This window comes from Hymenobacter duratus (genome assembly GCF_014698995.1).
GTDB lineage: Bacteria > Bacteroidota > Bacteroidia > Cytophagales > Hymenobacteraceae > Hymenobacter > Hymenobacter duratus.
The window spans coordinates 566558-586374 of sequence record NZ_JACWZZ010000004.1 but is presented as its reverse complement, the minus strand read 5'-3'; the positions used below and the strand labels follow the sequence as shown (position 1 = coordinate 586374).

The window sequence follows — 19817 nt, the reverse complement described above, 5'->3', positions numbered from 1 at the left end:
CGGGCTTTTTTATTGCTGCCTGCCCGCCGGCAAACCACGTACAAGCAGCTACATTTAATTAAAAGCGCAATAGAAGGTCCGCTACGAGCGTGTATCTTGCCGTACTGCCCTCTGGATGCCTTTCTTCCGATATGAAACTCTTCAAGTCCGCCGACCTTATCCGCAAAAGCAAATACATCAGCCGTGACCTGAGCTGGCTGCGCTTCAACTACCGCGTACTCGACCAGGCCAAGGACACCGGCCGGCCGCTGTTTGACCGACTACGGTTTCTGAGCATCACGTCGTCGAACCTGGATGAGTTCTTCATGATTCGCGTCGGCTCGCTCTATAACTACCTCGACTACGGCAAGGAGCGGGTGGACTACTCGGGGCTGCGCGAGCTGCCGTTTCGGCGCAAGCTGCTCGACTTCGCCCACCGCTTCGTCAACGACCAGTCGATGACGTACCTGAACGAACTGAAGCCGCAGTTCGAGAAGAACGGCTTCAACATTCTGCGGATGGACGAGCTGACGGAGCTGGAGCTGAAAAAGGCCGACGGCTACTTCAAGAACACCATCTTTCCGCTGCTCACGCCGATGGTGTACGACTCGTACCACGGTTTCCCGCTGATGATGAACCAGATGCTTATTCTGGGCGTGGTGACGCGCACCGGTACCGGCGACCTGGAAACTGAGAAAGGGCAGGAGCGGCTCACGTTCGTGCAGATTCCGCAGAACCTGACGCGCTTCTTTGAACTCACGCGCAAGGAAAAGGTGCTGTTCGTGCCGATTGAGGAAATCGTGCGGGCCAACCTGCCCAAGCTGTTCCGCAACGTGGAAATCGAGTCGGCTGATTTGTTCCGCATCACGCGCAACGGCGACTTTACGCTGGAAGAGTCCGAGGACATTGATACCGACTTCATTAAGGAGCTGCAGCAGGGCCTGAAGACGCGCAAGCGCGGCCGCGTGGTGCGCCTGGAAGTGGAGCCCAACGCCTCGGCGCTGCTGATGTCTGTGCTCAAGGAGCGCTGGAAAATTGACAACGGCAACGTATTCGTTATCAACTCGCTGATTGACCTGAAGGGCCTGCTGCAGATTCTGAAGCACCCTAACTTCCGGGGTAAAACCTCGCGCCAGCCCGCCCCGATTGCGCCGCTCAGCCTGCCCGAAGGGGCTGACGAAAACCTGTTTGAGTACCTCAAGCACCATGATGTGCTGCTGCACCACCCCTACAACAGCATCGAGCCGATGGTGCGGCTGCTGGAGCAGGCGGCCGAAGACCCGCAGGTGCTGGGCATCAAGCAAACCATCTACCGCCTCGCCGATGATTCGCGCGTGACGGCGGCCCTGCTGAAAGCGGCCGAGAACGGCAAGCACGTATCGGTGCTGTTTGAAATCAAGGCCCGTTTTGATGAGGAGCGCAACATCCGGGAGGGCGCGCGGCTGGAAAAAGCCGGCTGCTTCGTCATCTATGGCGTGAGCAAGTACAAGACGCACACCAAGATGCTGATGGTCATCCGCAAGGAAGGTGAGAAGGTGACGCGCTACGTGCACATCGGCTCCGGCAACTACAACGAGCAGACCAGCAAGCTCTACACCGACGTGAGCCTGCTCACGACCAATGACGTGTATGGTCACGACGTGTCGGAATTCTTCAACGTCATCACCGGCCACTCGCAGCCCGACGACTACGAGTACCTGATTACGGCGCCCAAAGACATGCGCCAGCAGCTGGTGCACCTGATCCGGGAAGAAGCCCGCAACGCTAAAAAGGGTCTGCCGAGTGGCATTGTCATCAAAATCAACTCCCTGGAAGACAAGGAGGTGATTGACGAGTTATACAAAGCCTCGAAGGCCGGCGTGCCCATCCGCCTGATTGTGCGCGGCATCTGCTGCCTGCGGCCGGGCCGCCCCAACCTAAGCGAAAACATTGAAGTGCGCAGCGTGGTCGGCGACCTGCTGGAGCACTCGCGCCTGTTTTACTTCCACCAGACCGGGCAGCCGCGCCTCTACGCTGGCTCCGCCGACGTGATGGTGCGCTCCTTTGACCGGCGGATTGAGGCGCTGTTTCTGATTGTGAATCCGCAGCTCAAGCGCGAAGCCATTGGCATTCTGATGCTCAACCTGCTCGATAACCACAACAGCTACATGATGCGGGAAGATGGGGCTTACATCCGGCGCCAGCCGGCTCCGGACGAGGCAGTGGTAAACGTACACCGCGACTTTTATCGTCGGGATGAGGAACGCCTGACCGCTGCCACGCCCGAAGGAATGCTGGCGCTATTGCACCAGCAGGCGCCGAGCAGCGAGGGGAGTGCTACGGTCGTCGGTGATGAGCAGGCAGCTATAGAGGCCGCGGGCGAGACCTACGGTGGAGATGGTAACGGCACCTGCCTTGTCAACGATACGGCCCCCGGCGAGAATGCCGCTGAAGGAGCCGGCGCCCTGGAGGGGCAGGTCGTATACCCGGCGGCCATCGGAGAGGGAGACGAGGACCAGGTGAGCCTGCCGAACGTGTGAGGGCAGGTTGTAGGTAAGGCGAAAAGCCGCACCACCAGCGGCAGGATTGGGCGCGGGCTGGCTCAGCACCTGCTCATTGGCTGCCATCGGGCTGGTTTTCAGCGGCCGCGAGGCATCATACACGACCGTCACGTAAGTCGAATCCTGAGTGCCTACTTCATACACCGCGTAGCGGATAGTCGTGATGCCGGCCCGGCCGTTGGTCACGTAGTCACCGAGAAACGTGTTGTCGATGGCGCCAGCGGCTACCGTAATCGGGGAGGGAGCCGTTGTGACGCTGGGCGGGTAGCAGCCGGTGCCGAAGCAAAAGTTGTTTTCGGTACCGCTTACCTCACTGATAATCTGGCGCTGCAGACCCAGCTGCAGGCTACGCGTGTTGTTATTTGTGATGGTGAAGGTCGCCTGAAGAGGGCCCGCCTGCTGATAGCCGCCCAGAATGGTAATGCGGGGCGCACCACTCAGCACAACGTTCTGTAGGCGGCCTGCCTGGGCAAAACCGGCACTCAAAGCCAAGGCAACACAAGAAAGGTAGATTTTTTTCATGCAGATGGGTGAAAAGAACTGGGGGAAAGAAATTAGTTGAGTGAAACAAAGCCCTGAGTAGCAGATAGCAAATAGACAATACGTACTTAAAATAATACCGTTAGTTGGCAATTTATTAAAAAACTAAGCTAGTTTTAACCTCTGTATCCGAGGGAGATACTTTAAATATAGCCGGTGATTTAAGAACTTCGGTAGCCGGAACCGTCTCTCTCGCTTTTTTCTTCCTGTATGAAAAGACTATTACTCACGGCTGGTTTTGCGCTGGCAGTTGGGGTTGCGCCCGCCATGGCCCAGTATACGCAGGTTCCCTTTCTGAACGCCGGCCAAAATCCCGGAAGTCTCAACCTGGATACCGAATACCCGATAGACGGAGGGCTGGCACCGGGCTGGACCACCCTGTTCACCGGTACTTCGGCCACGTTTGCCACGCCCGCCTGGTCGCAGACGAATTCGGTGCCGTTTGCGTTTTTCTTCAATGGCCAACCCGCTTCCAGCTACAAAGTGTCGAGTAGTGGGGTGCTGACCTTCACGACCAGCGCCACGACCGTTCCGTCTTCTACCAATACCACCCTGCCCTCTGCCCAGATTCCCGATAAATCGGTGTGCGTGTGGGGTATTGGTGCCACTACCGGCGACTTTATCATCACGAAAACGTTCGGAACCGCTCCGAACCGCCAGCACTGGGTGCAGTTCAATTCGTTCAGCAAGCCCGGCAACCCGGCGCTGTTCACGTATTGGAGCATCGTGCTGGAAGAAACAACCAATAACATCTACATCGTGGACCAGCGCACCAATGCAACTACTGGTCTGGCCCTAACGGCAGGCGTGCAGGTGAATGCTACTACCGCGCTGCAAATAGCCGGCTCCCCAATACTGGAGTCGCGCACGACTGGCAGCCCGTCATTGCTCGACAACTCCTACTGGAGCTTTCTGAGCGCGCCGTTGAGCGCTGCTAAAGCGCAGGCCGGGCAGCCCTTTTTGCTGGCTCCAAACCCGGCCACTACCCGCACTTCACTGCGATTCTCTTTGGCCCGCCCCGAAACAGTACGGGTAGAACTCCTGGATGCGCTGGGGCGCGTTGTACCGGTAGCGACACCATCGGTGCAGGCCAGCGGGCAGCGCGAGGTATTCCTGAACCTAGCCGGGCAGGGCCCGGGGCTATACGTGGTGCGCCTTACTACTTCTGAAGGCAGTTCTACGCGCCGCCTGGTGGTAGAATAGCCTGGTCAGCCAGTTTCTGTTGCTATCCGGCTGCTCCTTTCGCCCCTGAGCAGCCGGATATTTTTTTGCCGGTAGTGCGCTTTGGTGCGCTCCAGCTACTTTGTTGGAGCTGATTGTCAGCTTACTTATAAAAAACCCTAGATTTGAGATACTAGCCTTTTAGTGGCCCTTTCGCGCAGTTGCATCCTTCCTCCACACATTCTTTCCAGTATGAAAAAACTCTACGTATTTGTTGCCTGTGCCACTCCGCTGCTGGGCTTATCTGCTACCGCGCTGGCGCAGTCGTCGCTGGATGCCAGCGTGTCGCGCGTGTATCTGCCGCAATACGCGGGGCCTGGGGCCATTCTGCTGGAAGGTGACCTGAGCAATGTGGGCACCGAGGCTATTCTGAGCTACAACATCAATTACCGGGTAAACAATGGCCCAATTACGTCGGAGGCGGTGCCGGGCACGGTGCCGGCTGGTGGGGTAGGAGCCTTTGCCTTGAGCCAGAGCTGGACGCCGCCCGGCCCGGGTACGTACCGCTTCAAATTCTGGCCTTCCAATGTGCGTAGCGCCAACGCCGGGCAGATGGATGGCAACCGCGCCAACGACACGCTGCGCCTAACTCTGCAGGTTGCCGCCCGCGTGGTGCCCCGTCAAGTGGTGGCCGAAGTATTCACGAGCAGCACCTGTCCGCCCTGCAACCCGGGCAATGCCCAGTTTGAGGCAGTGCGCTCTACTCGCCGCAACAAGATGGTGGTCGTAAAATACCAGCAGAACTATCCGCGCAACACTGCTTTTCCGGCCGGCGACCCTTACTATACCACCGAAACCGGCGCGCGGCACAACTTCTACGGCATTCAGGGTATTCCGGAAACGCACCTAAACGGCAACGGCTGGGTAGGCAACCCGCAGGTGATGAACGGCGGCACCGTGGACGCACTGGCGCAGGAAATTTCCGTGGCCGATGTGGATGTGGTGTACACCCTAAACGTAGCTACCCGCACGGTAACGGCTTCAGCCCGCATTAAGCCTTATGTAGATGTAGCAGCCAACGACTTAGTAGCGCACATGCTCATCACAGAGCGCCATACACGGCAGAACGTAGCCACCAACGGTGAAACCAGCTTCGTGGACGTGGTGAAGAAGATGATGCCCGACCAGAATGGCAGCGCGGTGCCAGCGCTGGCCACCAACCAATCCTGGAATCTGAATCAGACGTTTGCGTTTCCGGCTTCCACGCCCGGCAATGCCATCAGCCGGGTCGAAAACTTCGACAGCCTGCGGGTAGTGGTGTTTCTGCAGCGCCGTTCAAACAACGAGATTCTGCAGGGCGGCTATGCCCGCCTGAATGGCGTGCTGGGTACGCAGAAAGCGCAAAGCGGCCTGCCTTTTGATGTCGCGCCCAACCCCACTACCGGCCGCACCACGCTCTTCGTAAGCCTGGCCCGCGCCGAAACCGTGCAGGTGGAAGTGCTGGATGCCCTGGGCCGCCGGGTGCTGGCGCATACCTCGCCGATGCTGGGAAGTGGTGCCCAGCAGTTGCCACTGAACCTGACGGGCCAGGCCCCGGGTCTGTATACTGTGCGCCTCACCACCACCAATGGAGTCCGCACCCAGCAGTTGCTCGTTGAATAATCACAGCCAATCAGCATAGAACAAGGGCCCTGTTTCGTTACCTTCGAAACAGGGCCTACTCTATATCCACCCTTCACCACCCATGAAAGCACGTACTACTATTCTGGTCCTGAGCTGCCTTTTGGCCTTCACGGCACTATCTGCGCAGGCCCAGACGCCCAGCTCAGCGCAAGCCACTACGCCCAACGACACAGACCTGAAAACCCGCCGCCTGCCGGCAGTGCAGGTGCGCACGCTGGATGGGAAGCCCATCAGTACGGCCACGCTGCCGGGAGTAGGGCAGGGGAAGCCCGTCATTATTAGTTTCTGGGCTACCTGGTGCAAACCCTGCATTGCCGAGCTAACCAATATTTCGGAACAGTATGCCGATTGGCAGAAGGAAACCGGGGTGCAACTGGTGGCCGTGAGCATCGACGATGCCCGCAATGCTGCCAAGGTCAGCCCTTTCGTGCGGGGCCGGGGCTGGACATACCCCGTTTACCTCGACCAGAACCAGGATCTGAAGCGCGCCCTGAACGTGAACAATGTGCCGCATACCTTCCTGCTGGACGGCCAGGGCAATATCGTGTGGCAGCACAACGCCTATAACGAGGGCGACGAAGCGCATCTGCTGGAGCTGGTACGCAAGCTGAACAAGGGCGAAGCCGTGTCGCAGTAACCGGCACTCCCACAAAGCACAGGACGATTGATGAAACACTTTTACTTGCGGCCTGCCGTGTGGGCCGGCACCGGCCTAGGCTTGTTGCTGGGGCATGGTGCTGCCGCTCAGGGAACCGGCGATGCGCTGGAAGGTGCCCAACTGCACGGCGACTTCCAGACCGATATTCAAACCTACCGGCCCGACTCGCTCATCGGGGCGCCGGAAGTGCCGGAGAAACTGCGCTCCAATACCTTCGCCAACCTGATTCTGACAACCGGGAAATTCTCGGCCGGCGTGCGGTATGAAGCGTATCTGGCGCCTTTACAGGGCTTCGACCCCCGCTACCGGGGCAGTGGCATTCCGTACCGCTACGCCACCTATGATGGCGGCCGCCTCCAGGTGACGGTCGGCAATTTCTACGAACAGTTCGGCAACGGACTGATTTTCAGGGCATACGAGGAGCGCAACCTCGGCATCGACAATTCCATTGACGGCTTGCGGGTGCGCCTGCAGCCGGTGCCGGGCGTGCGCATCACCGGTATGCTAGGGCGCCAACGCTTTTTCTTCGATAAAAGCCCCGCAATTGTGCGTGGCGTCGATGCGGAAGTAACCTTGAACGACCTGCTGCCCGGCCTCGATTCTGCCGCTACGCGCATCACGGTGGGAGGGAGCTTCCTGAGCAAGTACCAGGCTGATGAGGACCCGCAACTGGTTTTGCCTGAAAACGTGGGAGCTGCTGCTGGCCGCGTGAGCGTGAACAACGGCGGATTCAACTTCGCCGCTGAGTACGCCCAGAAAGCCAACGACCCGTCCGTTGTAAACAATTTCATCTACCGCCCTGGCCGCTCCCTGTTGGTCACAACTTCCTATGCCCGCAATGGCATTGGGCTGGTGCTGGCCGCCAAGCGGGTAGATAACATGGACTTCCGGGCCGACCGTGCCGCCACCGGCAATGCGGCCGTGCTCAACTTTCTGCCGGCCCTCACCAAGCAGCACACCTACGCACTGGCGGCCAGCATCTACCCCTATGCCACGCAGCCGCTAGGGGAGATGAGCGGGCAGGCCGAACTGACATACCATATTCCCAAGAGCCCATTGGGAGGAGAATACGGGACGGATGTAAGCGTGAACTTTTCGGCTGTAAACGGTATTGACCGGCGCCTGCTCAACGACGACCTGACGGCCCGCCAAGGGTACGAGTCGGGCTTTCTGAAAGTGGGGGGCGCCGTGTACTACCGCGACTTTAACGTGGAGCTGCACCGGCGCTTCACCCCGAAATGGAAAGCCAATGCCATGTATGCGCGCTTTGTCTACAACAAAGACGTAGTGGAAAACCTGGGCACTGGCTACGGCATCGTCCGTAGCCACATTGGCGTGCTCGATGTGACGCACAAGTTTACGCCGCGCCACAGCCTGCGTGGCGAGCTGCAGGGACTGTTTACGCAGCAGGACAAGGGCTCATGGGCCATGGCCCTGCTGGAATACACCTATTCACCCCACTGGTTCCTGACCGTATTCGACCAGTATAACTATGGCAATTCGCATGAGGAGCAGCGCATTCACTACCTCACCGGGCAGGTTGGGTATGTGGGCGGCACCACGCGTATAGCTATGGGCTACGGCCGGCAGCGGGCTGGTATTGTGTGCGTAGGGGGCGTATGCCGCTACGTACCGGCCTCCAATGGCCTCGCTATTTCCATCACAAGCAGTTTCTAGCAGCGCATGTGTGCCTGCTCAGATGGGGCGGTGCCAATGCTGCCATCGGGTACCGCCGACCATGGCGGCAAATTCTTCGTAAATTCCGCAGCGTCAGGGTACTGGCTGCACGAGTATTGATAGTATGAAACACTCTTTCACTGTTGCGCTACTGCTGGGAGTAGCGGCTTCCGCTGGCCTGAGCCTGTTGCCGGGCTGCGACGTAATCGACCAGCCAGTACCACCACAGGCCACCTTATCGGCGGGGCAGCGCGACACGCTGGCCCTCGACTCGGCGGAAACGGCTCAGCCGGCTCCACTCCTTGTGCAGCGGGCTATGCTGGAAGACTTCACCGGCCAATATTGCGGCAACTGCCCGCGCGCCGGCGTGGTAGTAACGGCCCTCAAGCAGCAGCACGGCGAGCGGCTGGTCGTGCTGGAAGACCACGTAACCGACTATTTCGCCGGCCCTAAAGCCACCGAGCCTAAGTATCAGACCGATTTCCGGGTGCCGGTAGTGAGCCAGGAGCTGGATGATGCCTTCGGGCTGAGCCAGCTGGGCCTGCCGAAAGGAGCGGTTAGCCGTACGCCGCGCGCTGGCACCAGCAGCGCCGTGCTGGACTACGCCGACTGGGGCAACGCCGTGGCAACGCAGCTGGCCCAGACGCCGCAGCAGGAACTACGGCTTACCAAGCTGTATAACCCAGCCAGCCGCCGCCTGCGCCTCAAAGTGAATGCACGCTACCTCACGCCGCAGCCCGGCCGCACATTCCGGCTGGGTATCTATGTGAGCGAGGACAGCCTGCTGGGCTGGCAGAAGGACTACAGCCGCAACCCCGCCGATGTGCCAAACTATGCCCACCGCCATGTGCTACGCAGTGCTTTGCGAGGAACCTTTGGCCAAGTGCTTACGGCCAGTCCCACTACCGGCCAAAGCGTGGCTACCTACCTGACTTACGAACTGCCTACTCAGTGGCAGGATAAGCACTGCGCCATTGTGGCGTTCCTCTCCGATGACGCAACCAAGCAAGTAGTGCAGGTAGCGGAGGTGAAAATCAAATAGCGTACTCACCAGAAAGACCCGGCAGCATAAGCCTTAATAACAAAGAAGCCCCGACTGCGCGAGCAGCCGGGGCTTCTTCGTAGTAGCTATTCCACTTCCGTAGGGCGGCTTTGCACCGATGGCGTGGGCGTCATGCTTGAATGGTCGGCTTTGGGCCGTATTTCGTCGAAATGGTCTTCAAACAGTGTCTGAAGCATACCGTCTTTCAGGCCGATGTCTGGCACAATCATCTGGCTGATGTTGGCCCATTCCATGGCGGAAAGATAGATGTGGCCAGCCGGTACAATCACGTCGGCGCGGTCAGGGTTGAGCATGGCCACGTTCACCCGCTCATCCATGCTCATGCTGGTAAGGTGGTCGAGGACGGTGGCAATGCGACGGCGTGTAACGGGCTTGTCCAGCTGTGGCTGCGCCAGACTATAGAGCTTGTTGATGTTGCCGCCGGTACCAATGGCGCGCGTAACGTGGTAGCGGCGGGCATTTTCCGTGACCCATTCTTCCATGCGCTGCCACAGGCTGTTCTGGGCATCGGTGCTTTTCAGGCCGCTTTCTTCCTGCTGCATGCGCCGGATCGAGCCTATTTCAAACGACTGCGAGGCTACTTTGCGCCGGTCGTGGTAGATGTTGAACTCGGTGCTGCCACCACCCACGTCAATATGCAGGTAGTGCTTCTTGTCTTCAAGCAGGTGCTCGATTACCCGGTTGATGTAGGCTGCCTCATCCTGCCCGTCAATTACCTGCACCGTCATGCCCAGTTCCTGCTTAATCCGGGCCGCCACGGCCTCGCCATTGGTAGCGGTGCGCATGGCCGAGGTAGCGCAGATAAGGTAGTGGTTCGGGGCCACGTCGTGCACTTCCATCAGCAGACGCAGCGCGTGCAGAAACTTGATGAACTTCTCCTGTTTCTTCTCCGAGATAGTGCCTGTGGCGAATACATCTTCGCCCAGGCGCAGCGGATACCGCACATATTCCACCCGTTTCAGCCGATACCGGTCGCCGTAATGGAGCACTGCTGAAATCTGACAACGAACGGCGTTTGAGCCGATATCAATGGCGGCAAGCTTCAGCAGGGGATAATCCATGGGCAGCAGGGTTTACAGAGAAAGTGCAGCAAAGATAGCCGTTTGGCAAAAACCGCCTTCGACGGCCATTAATTAAGTATATCTAATTAATATCTAGTAAATTATATATGTTCAATCAATTCTCAACACATGCTCTCCGACCTAACCTTCCTAGACGCCCCGGCTCCGCTATGGCTGGTGGTGCTGTTCCTGAGTACGATGCTGGTAGCCATTGGCCTATTGCTGCATCTGTGTGACCGGGCAGGGTTGTGGCTGCTGCCGCCGGCCCTTCTCGTATTCTGGTGGCTGCTGCTCCAGGGGTGCTTGTCCTATATGGGCTTCTACATGAACCTGTATGCCCGGCCGCCGCGCCTGCTGCTATTCGGGGTTGGGCCACCCTTGCTGGCACTGGGGATACTGCTGTTCACAAGTTCCGGCCGACGCCTGCTCAACGCCTTTGATCTGGTGGACCTGACGCGCCTGAGCATTGTGCGCATTCCGGTGGAAATATGCCTCTATGGCTTGGCAATTCGGCATTTGGTTCCTGAACTCATGACCTTCGCCGACCGGAATCTGGACCTTGCGGCCGGCCTCACGGCGCCGCTGGCTGCTTACTGGTTCCGGACGAAGCTGATGGGCCGGCGTTTGCTGCTGATATGGCATGTGGGGGCTTTGGCGCTACTGCTGAACGTAGTGGTGCTAGCCGTTTTGAGCATGCCCACACCCTGGCAGCAGCTTAGCTTCGGGCAGCCGAATGTGGCAGTGCTCCATTGGCCATTTGTCTGGCTCCCTACCTTCATTGTGCCATTGGTGCTGTTCTCGCACGTAGCGGCGCTTCGGCAGTTGCTCGTGCCAGTTGTACATACCGCTGCCCCGCCCCAGAGCAGGGGAGGGCAATGGCATCTGGAGCAATGGTTTATTGATCAATCCGGAAACCGAGGCCGAACTGGATTAGGCCGCTTTCTTCGTCCGAGAGCTGATAGGAAACCGACAAGGCTAGCTGATCGGTGACGGGGGCTAGGTAGAAGCCGGCACCATAGCCATCATGCCAGCCCCCCGGCGAGCTGCCTTTGTAGTACACACGGCCTCGGTCGAAGAAGCCAAACAGCCCGTAGGAGAAGGGCAGGAAGTTGTTCTTGACCTGCCCCAGGGCCAGGCGCAGCTCCGAGTTGATGTAGAGGCTGGCGTCGCCGGTGAAGCGGTTGCGGACGTAACCGCGCAGGTTCTCGCGCTGGCCCAGGTAGGCGAATTTGTAGAACGGAATTTCGTCGTCGGGCCCGTAGGTTTTGGCACCGCCGCCCTTCAGCACCAGCGTTACGGGAAAAAGCAGCCGGGCCGTGCCATAGTATTCGGCAAAACCCTGCGAAAGCCCGAAGTTGCTCTTGTCGCGGTTCAGCTGGAAATAGGTGTCGTGCTGGGCGCGCAGCCGCACCCCCCGCCGCGCAAAGCGCTGCCGGTCGCGCAGGTCCAGGTCCAGCAGGGCATTCAAGCCCACCAGGCGCTGGAAGCTGGCATTAGGCACTCCGGTTTCAGGCAGCGGCGCGTTGCCCAGCAACTGGCCCAGGTAGCTGCCGTTGGCATAGTTGGAAGTGTAGTGCTCGTAACCGCCCCCCAGCCGCACCAGGCTGCGCTGAAAGAACACCCGTTCCGTAAATAGCCCCGCGGTGTACCCCTTGTAGCGGGCTTTGTAGAAATTATTGTCGTACAGGTCGTCGTTCTTGGTGGTGTTGTTGCCTAGACCAAAGAAGTTGTAGAACTGGAAGAAGTTGCCGTATTCGGTGCGGGCTCCAACATCCCAGAGGCCAATGGCATGCCGATGGCGCGACGCCAGACTTACCTGAAAATTGCCGTTGCCGGTGCCCTGTATATCAAAGCTGTACAGGTTTTTGTAGCCAGGCTTGCGGAAACCCTGCCGTACAAAATCCACTCCGGCACCTACGCCAAATCCGTCGCTGCTATTGAAAATGACAGTAGCACGCGGGGTATAGCCATTGTATTGGAAGGACTCCTGGTCGTAGCGGTTTACCTCGGGGTTGAGCGAGGTCCGGTTGTCCGACTCTGAACTCAGTTTGAGGTCCGTATCCGGCACATCATACACTTTGGTGAGGGTGCGCAGACCACTCACCCGCGAGTTGTCGGTAATTTTATCCTTGCCGTCGCCACCTATGATGCGCACCAGCACGCTGTTTTTGGCCGTGCCGGTTACCGTGAATACGTCCTTGCCATCGAGGCCGTAGAGGCTGATTTCCTGGGTTTCCTTGGGCTTGAACGTGCGGTCAAACAGCGGGGTGCCTTCCGGCGCATCACCGTCCTTGCCTTTGTCAAACATGCGTACCCGCACAGTGCCGTCGGCTTGGCGGTCTACCTGGAATACTTCGGCCTTGTTGGAGCCGACCACATCTACGCGCTGGGCCAGCAGTAGATAGTAGTCATCCAGCGCTCTGGGTAGCTCCTGAATCCGAGCTTTGAGCTTGCGGTTGAGGTCGTTGCCGGACAGTGGCGTTATTTCGGCGGGCAATTGAGCCGTTGCTTCGTCGATGGCAGCGGGTGTAATGCGGCTCTGCATGTAGTTGCCGATTTCCTGCCAGTTTTCCCGTGTCAGGCTTTGTAATAGGAACCGGTCAAGGTCTTTGGCAGGCCAGTTGAGGCTTTTCAGATCGTGAAATTCAGTCTGAAAATCTTCGATGCTGGGTATAGCCCATTCGCGGTTCGCCAGATAAGTCAGCAGACCGTTCCAAAGCGTAAACGACTGGTCCCGGTCACGCGGGATGGGCTTATAAACGGTGTTTTTCCCTTGCTTGTAACCCGCCCATTTCCAGTTGTCCTCGTGCTTGCCGAAGTCAGCCACCAGCATATCAAAGGCCCGGGCGCGCCCGAAAGCTTCTGCATCAATACGGTTGTCGTGGTCTTTGTAGAGCTGGCGGAAGAAGCTGAACGACCGGCGCACGTCATCGGCACCCCCAAAACCGGGTAGATTGGGCTTAGGGTCGCCGGGACGGTCTTCCAGGGTGCCCAGCAGCCCTGCATATTCCTGCCGGTACGCGCCCAGCGTGTTGTTGTCGGGTAGCACGAACAGGCGCGGGCGAGCATGCAGAATATCGGTCTTGTCGAGCATGGAGCTGATGACCAGCGCCGAATAGGGGTGGGCGGTGGGCGTGATGTCTCGCAGTACATCGGCGGCCACGGAGTTGCGCAGTTCCGGCGGCAGAATCTTGGTTACGTCCTTGTCTACGGATCGAAAAACGTATTCCGACGAATCGGCCGCAATCAGCTTGAGCGACGTAGTCTGGCGGCCGCCACCCCGCCCGAACACACGCAGGCCGCCTTTTTCGGTCGCCAAATTCAGCGTACGAACCTGCACGGGTTGGGTCCAGGAAGTGCGGTACCCTTCGCCCAGAAAAAACTTAGCGGAGCCGGACCCTGCATACTGCTTGCCAGCGGCCAAGGTTTGCGTAGGCTGAAACGGCGCATCCGGCTTGAGTTCAGCCACGCCTTTGGGTGCTGTTGGGCACTCGGGAATGAAGCTGTTTACCGGCACATTGGGTAGGCGTGGCTCCTGGCACGCCGACTGAAATAGCACGGCGTTGTACGCTTCTTTGGTAGTTGTGCCTGCCGCATCAAAAGCATAGAAATATGCCTTTACGGTGCCATCAGTGTAGTATTCGAGCTTAGAAAATCCTTCTTCGGATTTGCTGTACTGCGAAGTTCCTGCAGCTCCTACGTGCTGCTTTTCGGCAAAAGACCCGGATATGAGGTGGTAATTGTCTTCAAAGCGCGTAAGCTGCAGGCTGTAGTCGTGGGAAGCGGCATACACCGCTCCGGGGTGGTCTTTCAGGGTGCCCAGCAACTCCTTCCGAAACCCCTGATAGGCGGGATTAGCCAAGTCGCGCGGAGTGCCTACGTTCTGGCGGTAAGCGGCATACACGGAGCCAACTACCGGCGGCAACAAATGGCGGCTCAGTGGCTGCTTGCCACCATATACCCCGTTGCTGATAACGGGCTGGTGCCCTACCAGGAGCACATTGCGGCCTTTTGTGTCATCCAGGATATCCTGCAGCTGCTCCCGGAATTCCTGTTGTGTAAGTGTTTTACAGTCGGTATCGGGCGCTTCGGGCCGGTCGTAGGGGTGCGTGAACCATGGTGAGTTAAGCGCGACAAGGCGGACCGTCGGGGCTACGTCAATCACCTCAGGGCCAGGGCAGCCACCGGTTGGAGCAAAGGCATTCTGCCCTGGCAAGCGTTTTTCGATATACTCCTCCAGGCGGCGCACGCGCTTCAGACCATCAGGCCCGGAATTGGCCCAGTCCCGGTCGCCGGGTACAAAATACATTTTGCCATTCGGGAGGCCCTGCAGCAGCGCAATCAGCGCATCGGCACGAGTGGTTTCGTCGGCGCGGCTGGAATCCTGCTTCGTTCCGAGCCCATCATGCCCGACAATGTCGCCGAGGTGAACTACGGTAAATGGGCCAGACTGCTGCTCCAGCGTGCGGCGCAACGTCTGCAGACGAGCGGTAGGCAGGGCCGCAGTGGCCGTGTTTCCGAGTAGATAAACGGTATGAGCCGGGCCCGAAGTGGATTGCGCAAGCGCAGACTGCGCCATTGCCAGACCCAGGGAGGCCAGCAACAAACGACGGTAGAGTAAGTGCATAGGAGGAGTGCTAGACACCCACATACGCAGAATCAGAAAAGACGATTTAACCTAAATTTAATTTTACACTTTCCAGCTTTTCGTCGCGTGGAAGCAGAGGTGGTTCGGTCAGTTAGCACCCTGCAAATAGCCACTGCAACCAAGCAGGGCAGGCCTGCTCAGAGTGCTTCACTTTCAGGTACCTGTTACAGCCCATTTGCTCCGGAACTCCTGAATCTGGTAGAAGGTACTGGAATGGGCTGGAAGCTAAAAAAGCAGCAACCAGAATATGCAGGAACGGCTCAGGCGTTGCGTATAAGCTCGGCGGCTACGCGGGGCACACCAGTGCTGGCTGGTTCCAGCACGAAATGCAGATTCCGCCGGGCCGAGACGGGAGGCTGTTGCGGGTCAATGATGTAGATGGGACAGTTGCTGGGTACGTAGCTCACCAGCCCTGCCGCTGGATATACCTGCAGCGACGTGCCGATTACCAGAAAAACGTCTGCTTTGGCAGCTTCTTCCATGGCTTGCTCCATCATCGGTACTGCTTCGCCAAACCACACAATGTTAGGCCGCAGTTGGTGGCCCTGCTCGCACAGGTCGCCCAACTCAATTCGGTCGGAACTCATCGGATACACCAACTGGTCGAAATAGGAGCTCCGGGATTCAAACAGCTTACCGTGCAGATGTAGAACACGGCTGGAACCTGCCCGCTCGTGCAAATCATCAACGTTCTGCGTCACGACGACGACGTCGAACTCCTGCTCCAGGGCTGCCAGCGCAAGATGTCCGGCGTTAGGCTGAGCCGCCCGGGCTGCTGCGCGCCGCTGGTTGTAGAATTCGAGTACCAACTCGGGGTTGGCGGCCCAGCCCTCGGGAGTAGCTACTTCCTCAATCCGGTGGCCTTCCCATAGGCCGTCAGCACCCCGAAAGGTGGCCAGCCCGCTTTCGGCGCTGATGCCCGCTCCGGTAAGCGCCACAAGTTTCTTCTTCATATGCTGCAGTCGGTTGGGTTAAGAAATGCGCCGTTTACTTCTTACAAGTAAGTAAGGTCTCAGCAAAAGCCGAGCTTCAGAACCGCTTCAGCTCTTCCCGTGCAAAAGTCCACTCCGGCGTGCTGAAGCGGGCTTCCTGCGGATTTACGGCAAACCACGCCCCTAAGGTCGCGTCGCCCCAGACATTGCGGAGCACATGCATCTGCTGGGCTGGCATGTAGCTTTGGGCCAGGAGCACGTAGCGGCGCCCGGTGCCCAGCTGCTCGGCTACATCCAGCACCAGCACGGCGTGGCCCGGCGAGCCACCGCGAATCAATACGTCGCCGGGTTGCACATCTGCTAAGGGCACAGGGTTCAGCTCCCGGCTGAGGGAAAGGGTGCCGGCATACGTAAAAATCTGGTCGAGGTAACGGCGGAACACCGTGTGCGTTGGGCGCTCCGCCGGCCGGGGAGCGGGTAGCACCTCATCCCCACTCACCCGAAACCCTTTGCCACCGTACCAATCGGCAAAGGCAATGTCGTGGCCGCTGGTCAGATGAAAGTGTACCTGCGCCGGATCCTGCGCAAACAGATATTCTCCCCGCAGCCGGATTACGGCATCGGCACACTGCTGCAAATCCCGGCTTCCTACATCAATATTGAGCACGGCCGCATGTACGTTTTGCGGGTCTTTCAGCTGGCCATTGAAAAGCTTTACAGGCGTACCGGACGGCAGCAGTGGCAGGTACCGCAACCACTGGCCAAATGAGCCGGGGGTTACTGCTACGCGCGCACAACCACGTGGGGGCGCAAACCGGGAAGCCAGGTTTTGTTTCGGATTGTATGTCCCAGGAGCCAGCCAGGAATACCCTTTAGCCACGTCTGTAGGAGGAGCTGCGTCAGGGGGAGAAGTAGCGGGCGGCGCTAAAACTGAATCGGCGGGGGATGACTCCGTTTGGCCACAAGCCAATACTACGGACGCAAACACGGGGAGCAGAATACGGAATGACATAGAGCAGGAAGCCTCTGATAACACAAATGCCGCAACCGGCAGGGCTTCTATAACGACCTTCTGCTATATTCTTGCGTGCTGCTAGGTTGAAGCAAGAAAGAAATTTCTGCTATGCAGCAAATCCGTGAATAAACGCCATCAAAAAGGCCCGCCGGAATTACCGGCAGGCCTTTTTGATGGGGTGAAAAAACACGCTACTTCGATTTGGCAGTAGCTTTCTTCGCGGTAGTGCCAGCGGCTTTTTTAGCGGCTGGCTTCTTGGCAGCCGGCTTTTTAGCAGCAGCTTTCTTAGCGGGCTTGTCGGCGGCATCTTTAGGGTCAGCCGCCGGCGCTTTCTTGGCAAAACGGCCTCCTTTGGCCGGCTTGTCCGGAGTAGCGTCGGCCAGTTCCAGGCAACGCTCGAGTGTGAGGTCGGCGGGCTCTTCACCTTTCGGAATCTTCACGTTTTTCTTGCCCACCACGATGTAGGGGCCAAACCGCCCGTTCAGCACCTGCACATCCTCCCGGTCAGGAAACGCCTTAATAAGCCGCTCTGCATCCGTCTTGCGCTTGGCCTCAATCAGGTCGATTCCTTCCTGCGCCGTAATAGTATGCGGGTCCTGCTCCTTGGTAAGCGAGTAAAACTTGCTGTCGTGGCGGATGTAAGGGCCAAACCGGCCCAGTGCTGCCGTCATCGACTTATCCTCAAACTCGCCCACGATGCGCGGCAGCTTAAACAGCTCCAGTGCCTCTTCCAGCGTGATATTCTCGATAAACTGGCCCTTGCGCAAGCTTGCGTACACGGCCTTCTCATCCTCAGGCGCGCCTTCCTTGGGCTCAATCTGCACATACGGCCCGAAACGGCCGAGCCGGGCCGTCAGCTTCTGCCCGGTTTCCGGATGAACACCAATTTCCCGGTTGCTGCCGAGCGTATTACGCTCAATGTCCTTGCCGCGCTCCACCGTTTCGTGGAAGGTGCCATAGAAGCCGGCCAGCATGTCGGTCCACAGCTCCTCCCCATCGGCAATCCGGTCAAACTCGCCTTCCACTTTCGCCGTGAACTGGTAGTCCACAATCACCGGGAAGTGCTCCACCAGAAAGTCGTTGACTACCATGGCCGTATCCGTCGGGAACAGCTTGGCTTTGTCGGCGCCGTAGGTTTCCGTTTTTACCTCGGTTTTTACTTCGCTGCCGTCCAGCGTCAGGACATGGAATTTTCGCTCCTTGCCTTCACGGGTATCTTTCTCAACATAACCCCGCTTCTGGATAGTGCTGATGGTGGGGGCGTACGTGGAAGGCCGGCCGATGCCCATTTCCTCCAGCTTCTTCACCAGCGAAGCTTCCGTGTAGCGTGCGGCTGGGGCAGCATAGCGCTCCACGGCCCGCAACAGCTGTAGCGGCAACTGCTGGCCCACCGTGAGTGGCGGCAGCCCGCGGGAGAACGACGATTCCTGGCTGGCCTCATCGTCCTGGGTTTCTTCGTCCTTGCTCTCGGCATACGCTTTCAGAAAACCCTCAAACGTGATAACCTCCCCGGTAGCCGTGAGCATGGTGCCGGGCTGGGTGCTGATGCCAATGGTGGCTACCGTGCGCTCAATCTGGGCGTCCGCCATTTGCGAGGCCATAGCCCGCTTCCGGATCAGGTCGTAGAGGCGCTGCTCCTGCGAGTCGGAGCCGGCTTTTACCAGCGCAAAATCAGTAGGCCGAATGGCTTCGTGGGCTTCCTGCGCCGACGCCGATTTGGTTTTGTAAATCCGGGTCTGGGCGTATTCAGGGCCGTAAGCGCGGCTGATTTCTTCCTGAGCGGCCGTCAGTGCATCCTGCGAGAGGTTCACCGAGTCGGTACGCATGTAGGAGATTTTGCCGGCTTCATACAGCTTCTGGGCCACGCTCATGGTCTGCGCTACCGAGAAGCCCAGCTTGCGTGAGGCCTCTTGCTGTAGGGTAGAGGTAGTGAAGGGTGGCGCGGGACTGCGCTTGCCCGGCTTTTTCTCCAGGTTTTCAATGCGGTAGTCGGCACCCACGCAGCGGGCCAGGAACGCCTCCGCCTCTTCACGGGTCTTGTAGCGCGTCGGCAGGTCGGCCTCCAGCACGGCCCCTTTGCCGGCATCGAAGCGTGCCGTCACACGGTATGCCGACGATACTTTGAACTGGTTGATTTCCCGCTCCCGCTCTACTACCAGGCGCACAGCCACCGACTGCACGCGGCCTGCCGAAAGCCCGGTCTTTACTTTCTTCCACAGCACCGGGCTCAACTCAAAGCCCACCAGCCGGTCGAGCACGCGGCGGGCCTGCTGGGCATTCACCAAGTTCAGGTCAATTTCCCGCGGGTTTTCAATGGCCGCCAGGATGGCATTCTTCGTGATTTCGCGAAACACGATGCGGCGCGTCTTGCCGCCACCGGTCAGGTTAAGCGTTTCGGCCAGATGCCAGGAAATGGCTTCTCCCTCCCGGTCATCGTCACTCGCCAGCCACACCGTTTCGGCTTCCTTCGCCAGTTTCTTGAGCTGGTTGATGATTTCGCGCTTATCCGCCGACACCACATACGTCGGCTTGAAGCCATTGGCAATGTCGATGGCGTTATTATCCTTGGGCAGGTCACGGACGTGGCCGAAGGATGACTTAACGACGAAGTCCTTCCCCAGATAGCCTTCGATGGTTTTGGCTTTCGCGGGGGATTCGACGATGACTAGATTTTTGACCATGAGGGAAGCGTAGAGGCGGGAATGGGAGGCTGACAGTAGGCGGTTTCCTATAGAAAACGCGGCAGCGGGCAGGAAGTTGAATTTTGCCGCAAAGATGCTGGAATAATCCGGCAACCGGACGCCCTGCGCTATAATGCCGGAACCGGCCGCGGGGTTGGGGCGTGTGGGGGCAACAGCGA

12 protein-coding genes are annotated in these 19817 nt (G+C 58.6%); 7 read left to right on the top strand and 5 right to left on the bottom strand.

The genetic code is table 11. The features are described 5' to 3' along the window. Positions 1 to 131: 131 nt before the first annotated feature. From ppk1 to IC231_RS18595, 6 genes are all read left to right on the top strand, one after another. A complete protein-coding gene (ppk1, locus tag IC231_RS18625) occupies positions 132 to 2498 on the top strand; it encodes a polyphosphate kinase 1 (protein WP_211539187.1) in 2367 nt (788 codons plus the stop codon). A 771-nt stretch (positions 2499 to 3269) separates the two neighbouring features. Beyond that, positions 3270 to 4262, top strand: coding sequence for a T9SS type A sorting domain-containing protein (locus tag IC231_RS18615; protein ID WP_190785966.1), 993 nt, complete (start codon positions 3270 to 3272; stop codon positions 4260 to 4262). 210 nt (positions 4263 to 4472) lie between these two features. After that, on the top strand, positions 4473 to 5882 hold the full coding sequence (locus IC231_RS18610) for a T9SS type A sorting domain-containing protein (protein ID WP_190785965.1): 1410 nt from the start codon (positions 4473 to 4475) through the stop codon (positions 5880 to 5882). An 82-nt stretch (positions 5883 to 5964) separates the two neighbouring features. Then, positions 5965 to 6540 (top strand): TlpA family protein disulfide reductase, encoded by a 576-nt coding sequence (locus IC231_RS18605; RefSeq protein ID WP_190785964.1) that lies wholly within the window; start codon positions 5965 to 5967, stop codon positions 6538 to 6540. Between the two features lie 30 nt (positions 6541 to 6570). Further along, entirely contained in the window at positions 6571 to 8238 is a 1668-nt protein-coding gene (locus tag IC231_RS18600; RefSeq protein WP_190785963.1) for a DUF6029 family protein, read from the top strand. A 124-nt stretch (positions 8239 to 8362) separates the two neighbouring features. Then, complete coding sequence (locus tag IC231_RS18595) at positions 8363 to 9280, top strand: Omp28-related outer membrane protein (protein WP_190785962.1); 918 nt, start codon at positions 8363 to 8365, stop codon at positions 9278 to 9280. 86 nt (positions 9281 to 9366) lie between these two features. Here the strand turns inward: IC231_RS18595 and IC231_RS18590 are convergent, their stop codons facing one another. Beyond that, positions 9367 to 10362, bottom strand: coding sequence for a Ppx/GppA phosphatase family protein (locus IC231_RS18590; RefSeq protein ID WP_190785961.1), 996 nt, complete (start codon positions 10360 to 10362; stop codon positions 9367 to 9369). Between the two features lie 129 nt (positions 10363 to 10491). Between IC231_RS18590 and IC231_RS18585 the strand changes: the two genes are divergently transcribed. Beyond that, a complete protein-coding gene (locus IC231_RS18585) occupies positions 10492 to 11352 on the top strand; it encodes a hypothetical protein (RefSeq protein ID WP_190785960.1) in 861 nt (286 codons plus the stop codon). Here IC231_RS18585 and IC231_RS18580 read toward each other — a convergent pair. From IC231_RS18580 to topA, 4 genes are all read right to left on the bottom strand, one after another. Then, entirely contained in the window at positions 11258 to 14989 is a 3732-nt protein-coding gene (locus IC231_RS18580; protein WP_190785959.1) for an outer membrane protein assembly factor, read from the bottom strand. The genes IC231_RS18585 and IC231_RS18580 overlap by 95 nt on opposite strands. A gap of 281 nt (positions 14990 to 15270) precedes the next feature. Beyond that, positions 15271 to 15963, bottom strand: a complete 693-nt coding sequence (locus IC231_RS18575) for an SIR2 family NAD-dependent protein deacylase (protein WP_190785958.1) — start codon at positions 15961 to 15963, stop codon at positions 15271 to 15273. A gap of 76 nt (positions 15964 to 16039) precedes the next feature. Beyond that, positions 16040 to 16954, bottom strand: coding sequence for a DUF4846 domain-containing protein (locus IC231_RS18570; protein ID WP_223831465.1), 915 nt, complete (start codon positions 16952 to 16954; stop codon positions 16040 to 16042). A gap of 194 nt (positions 16955 to 17148) precedes the next feature. Next, positions 17149 to 19638, bottom strand: a complete 2490-nt coding sequence (topA, locus tag IC231_RS18565; RefSeq protein ID WP_190785956.1) for a type I DNA topoisomerase — start codon at positions 19636 to 19638, stop codon at positions 17149 to 17151. Between the last annotated feature and the right edge of the window lie 179 nt (positions 19639 to 19817).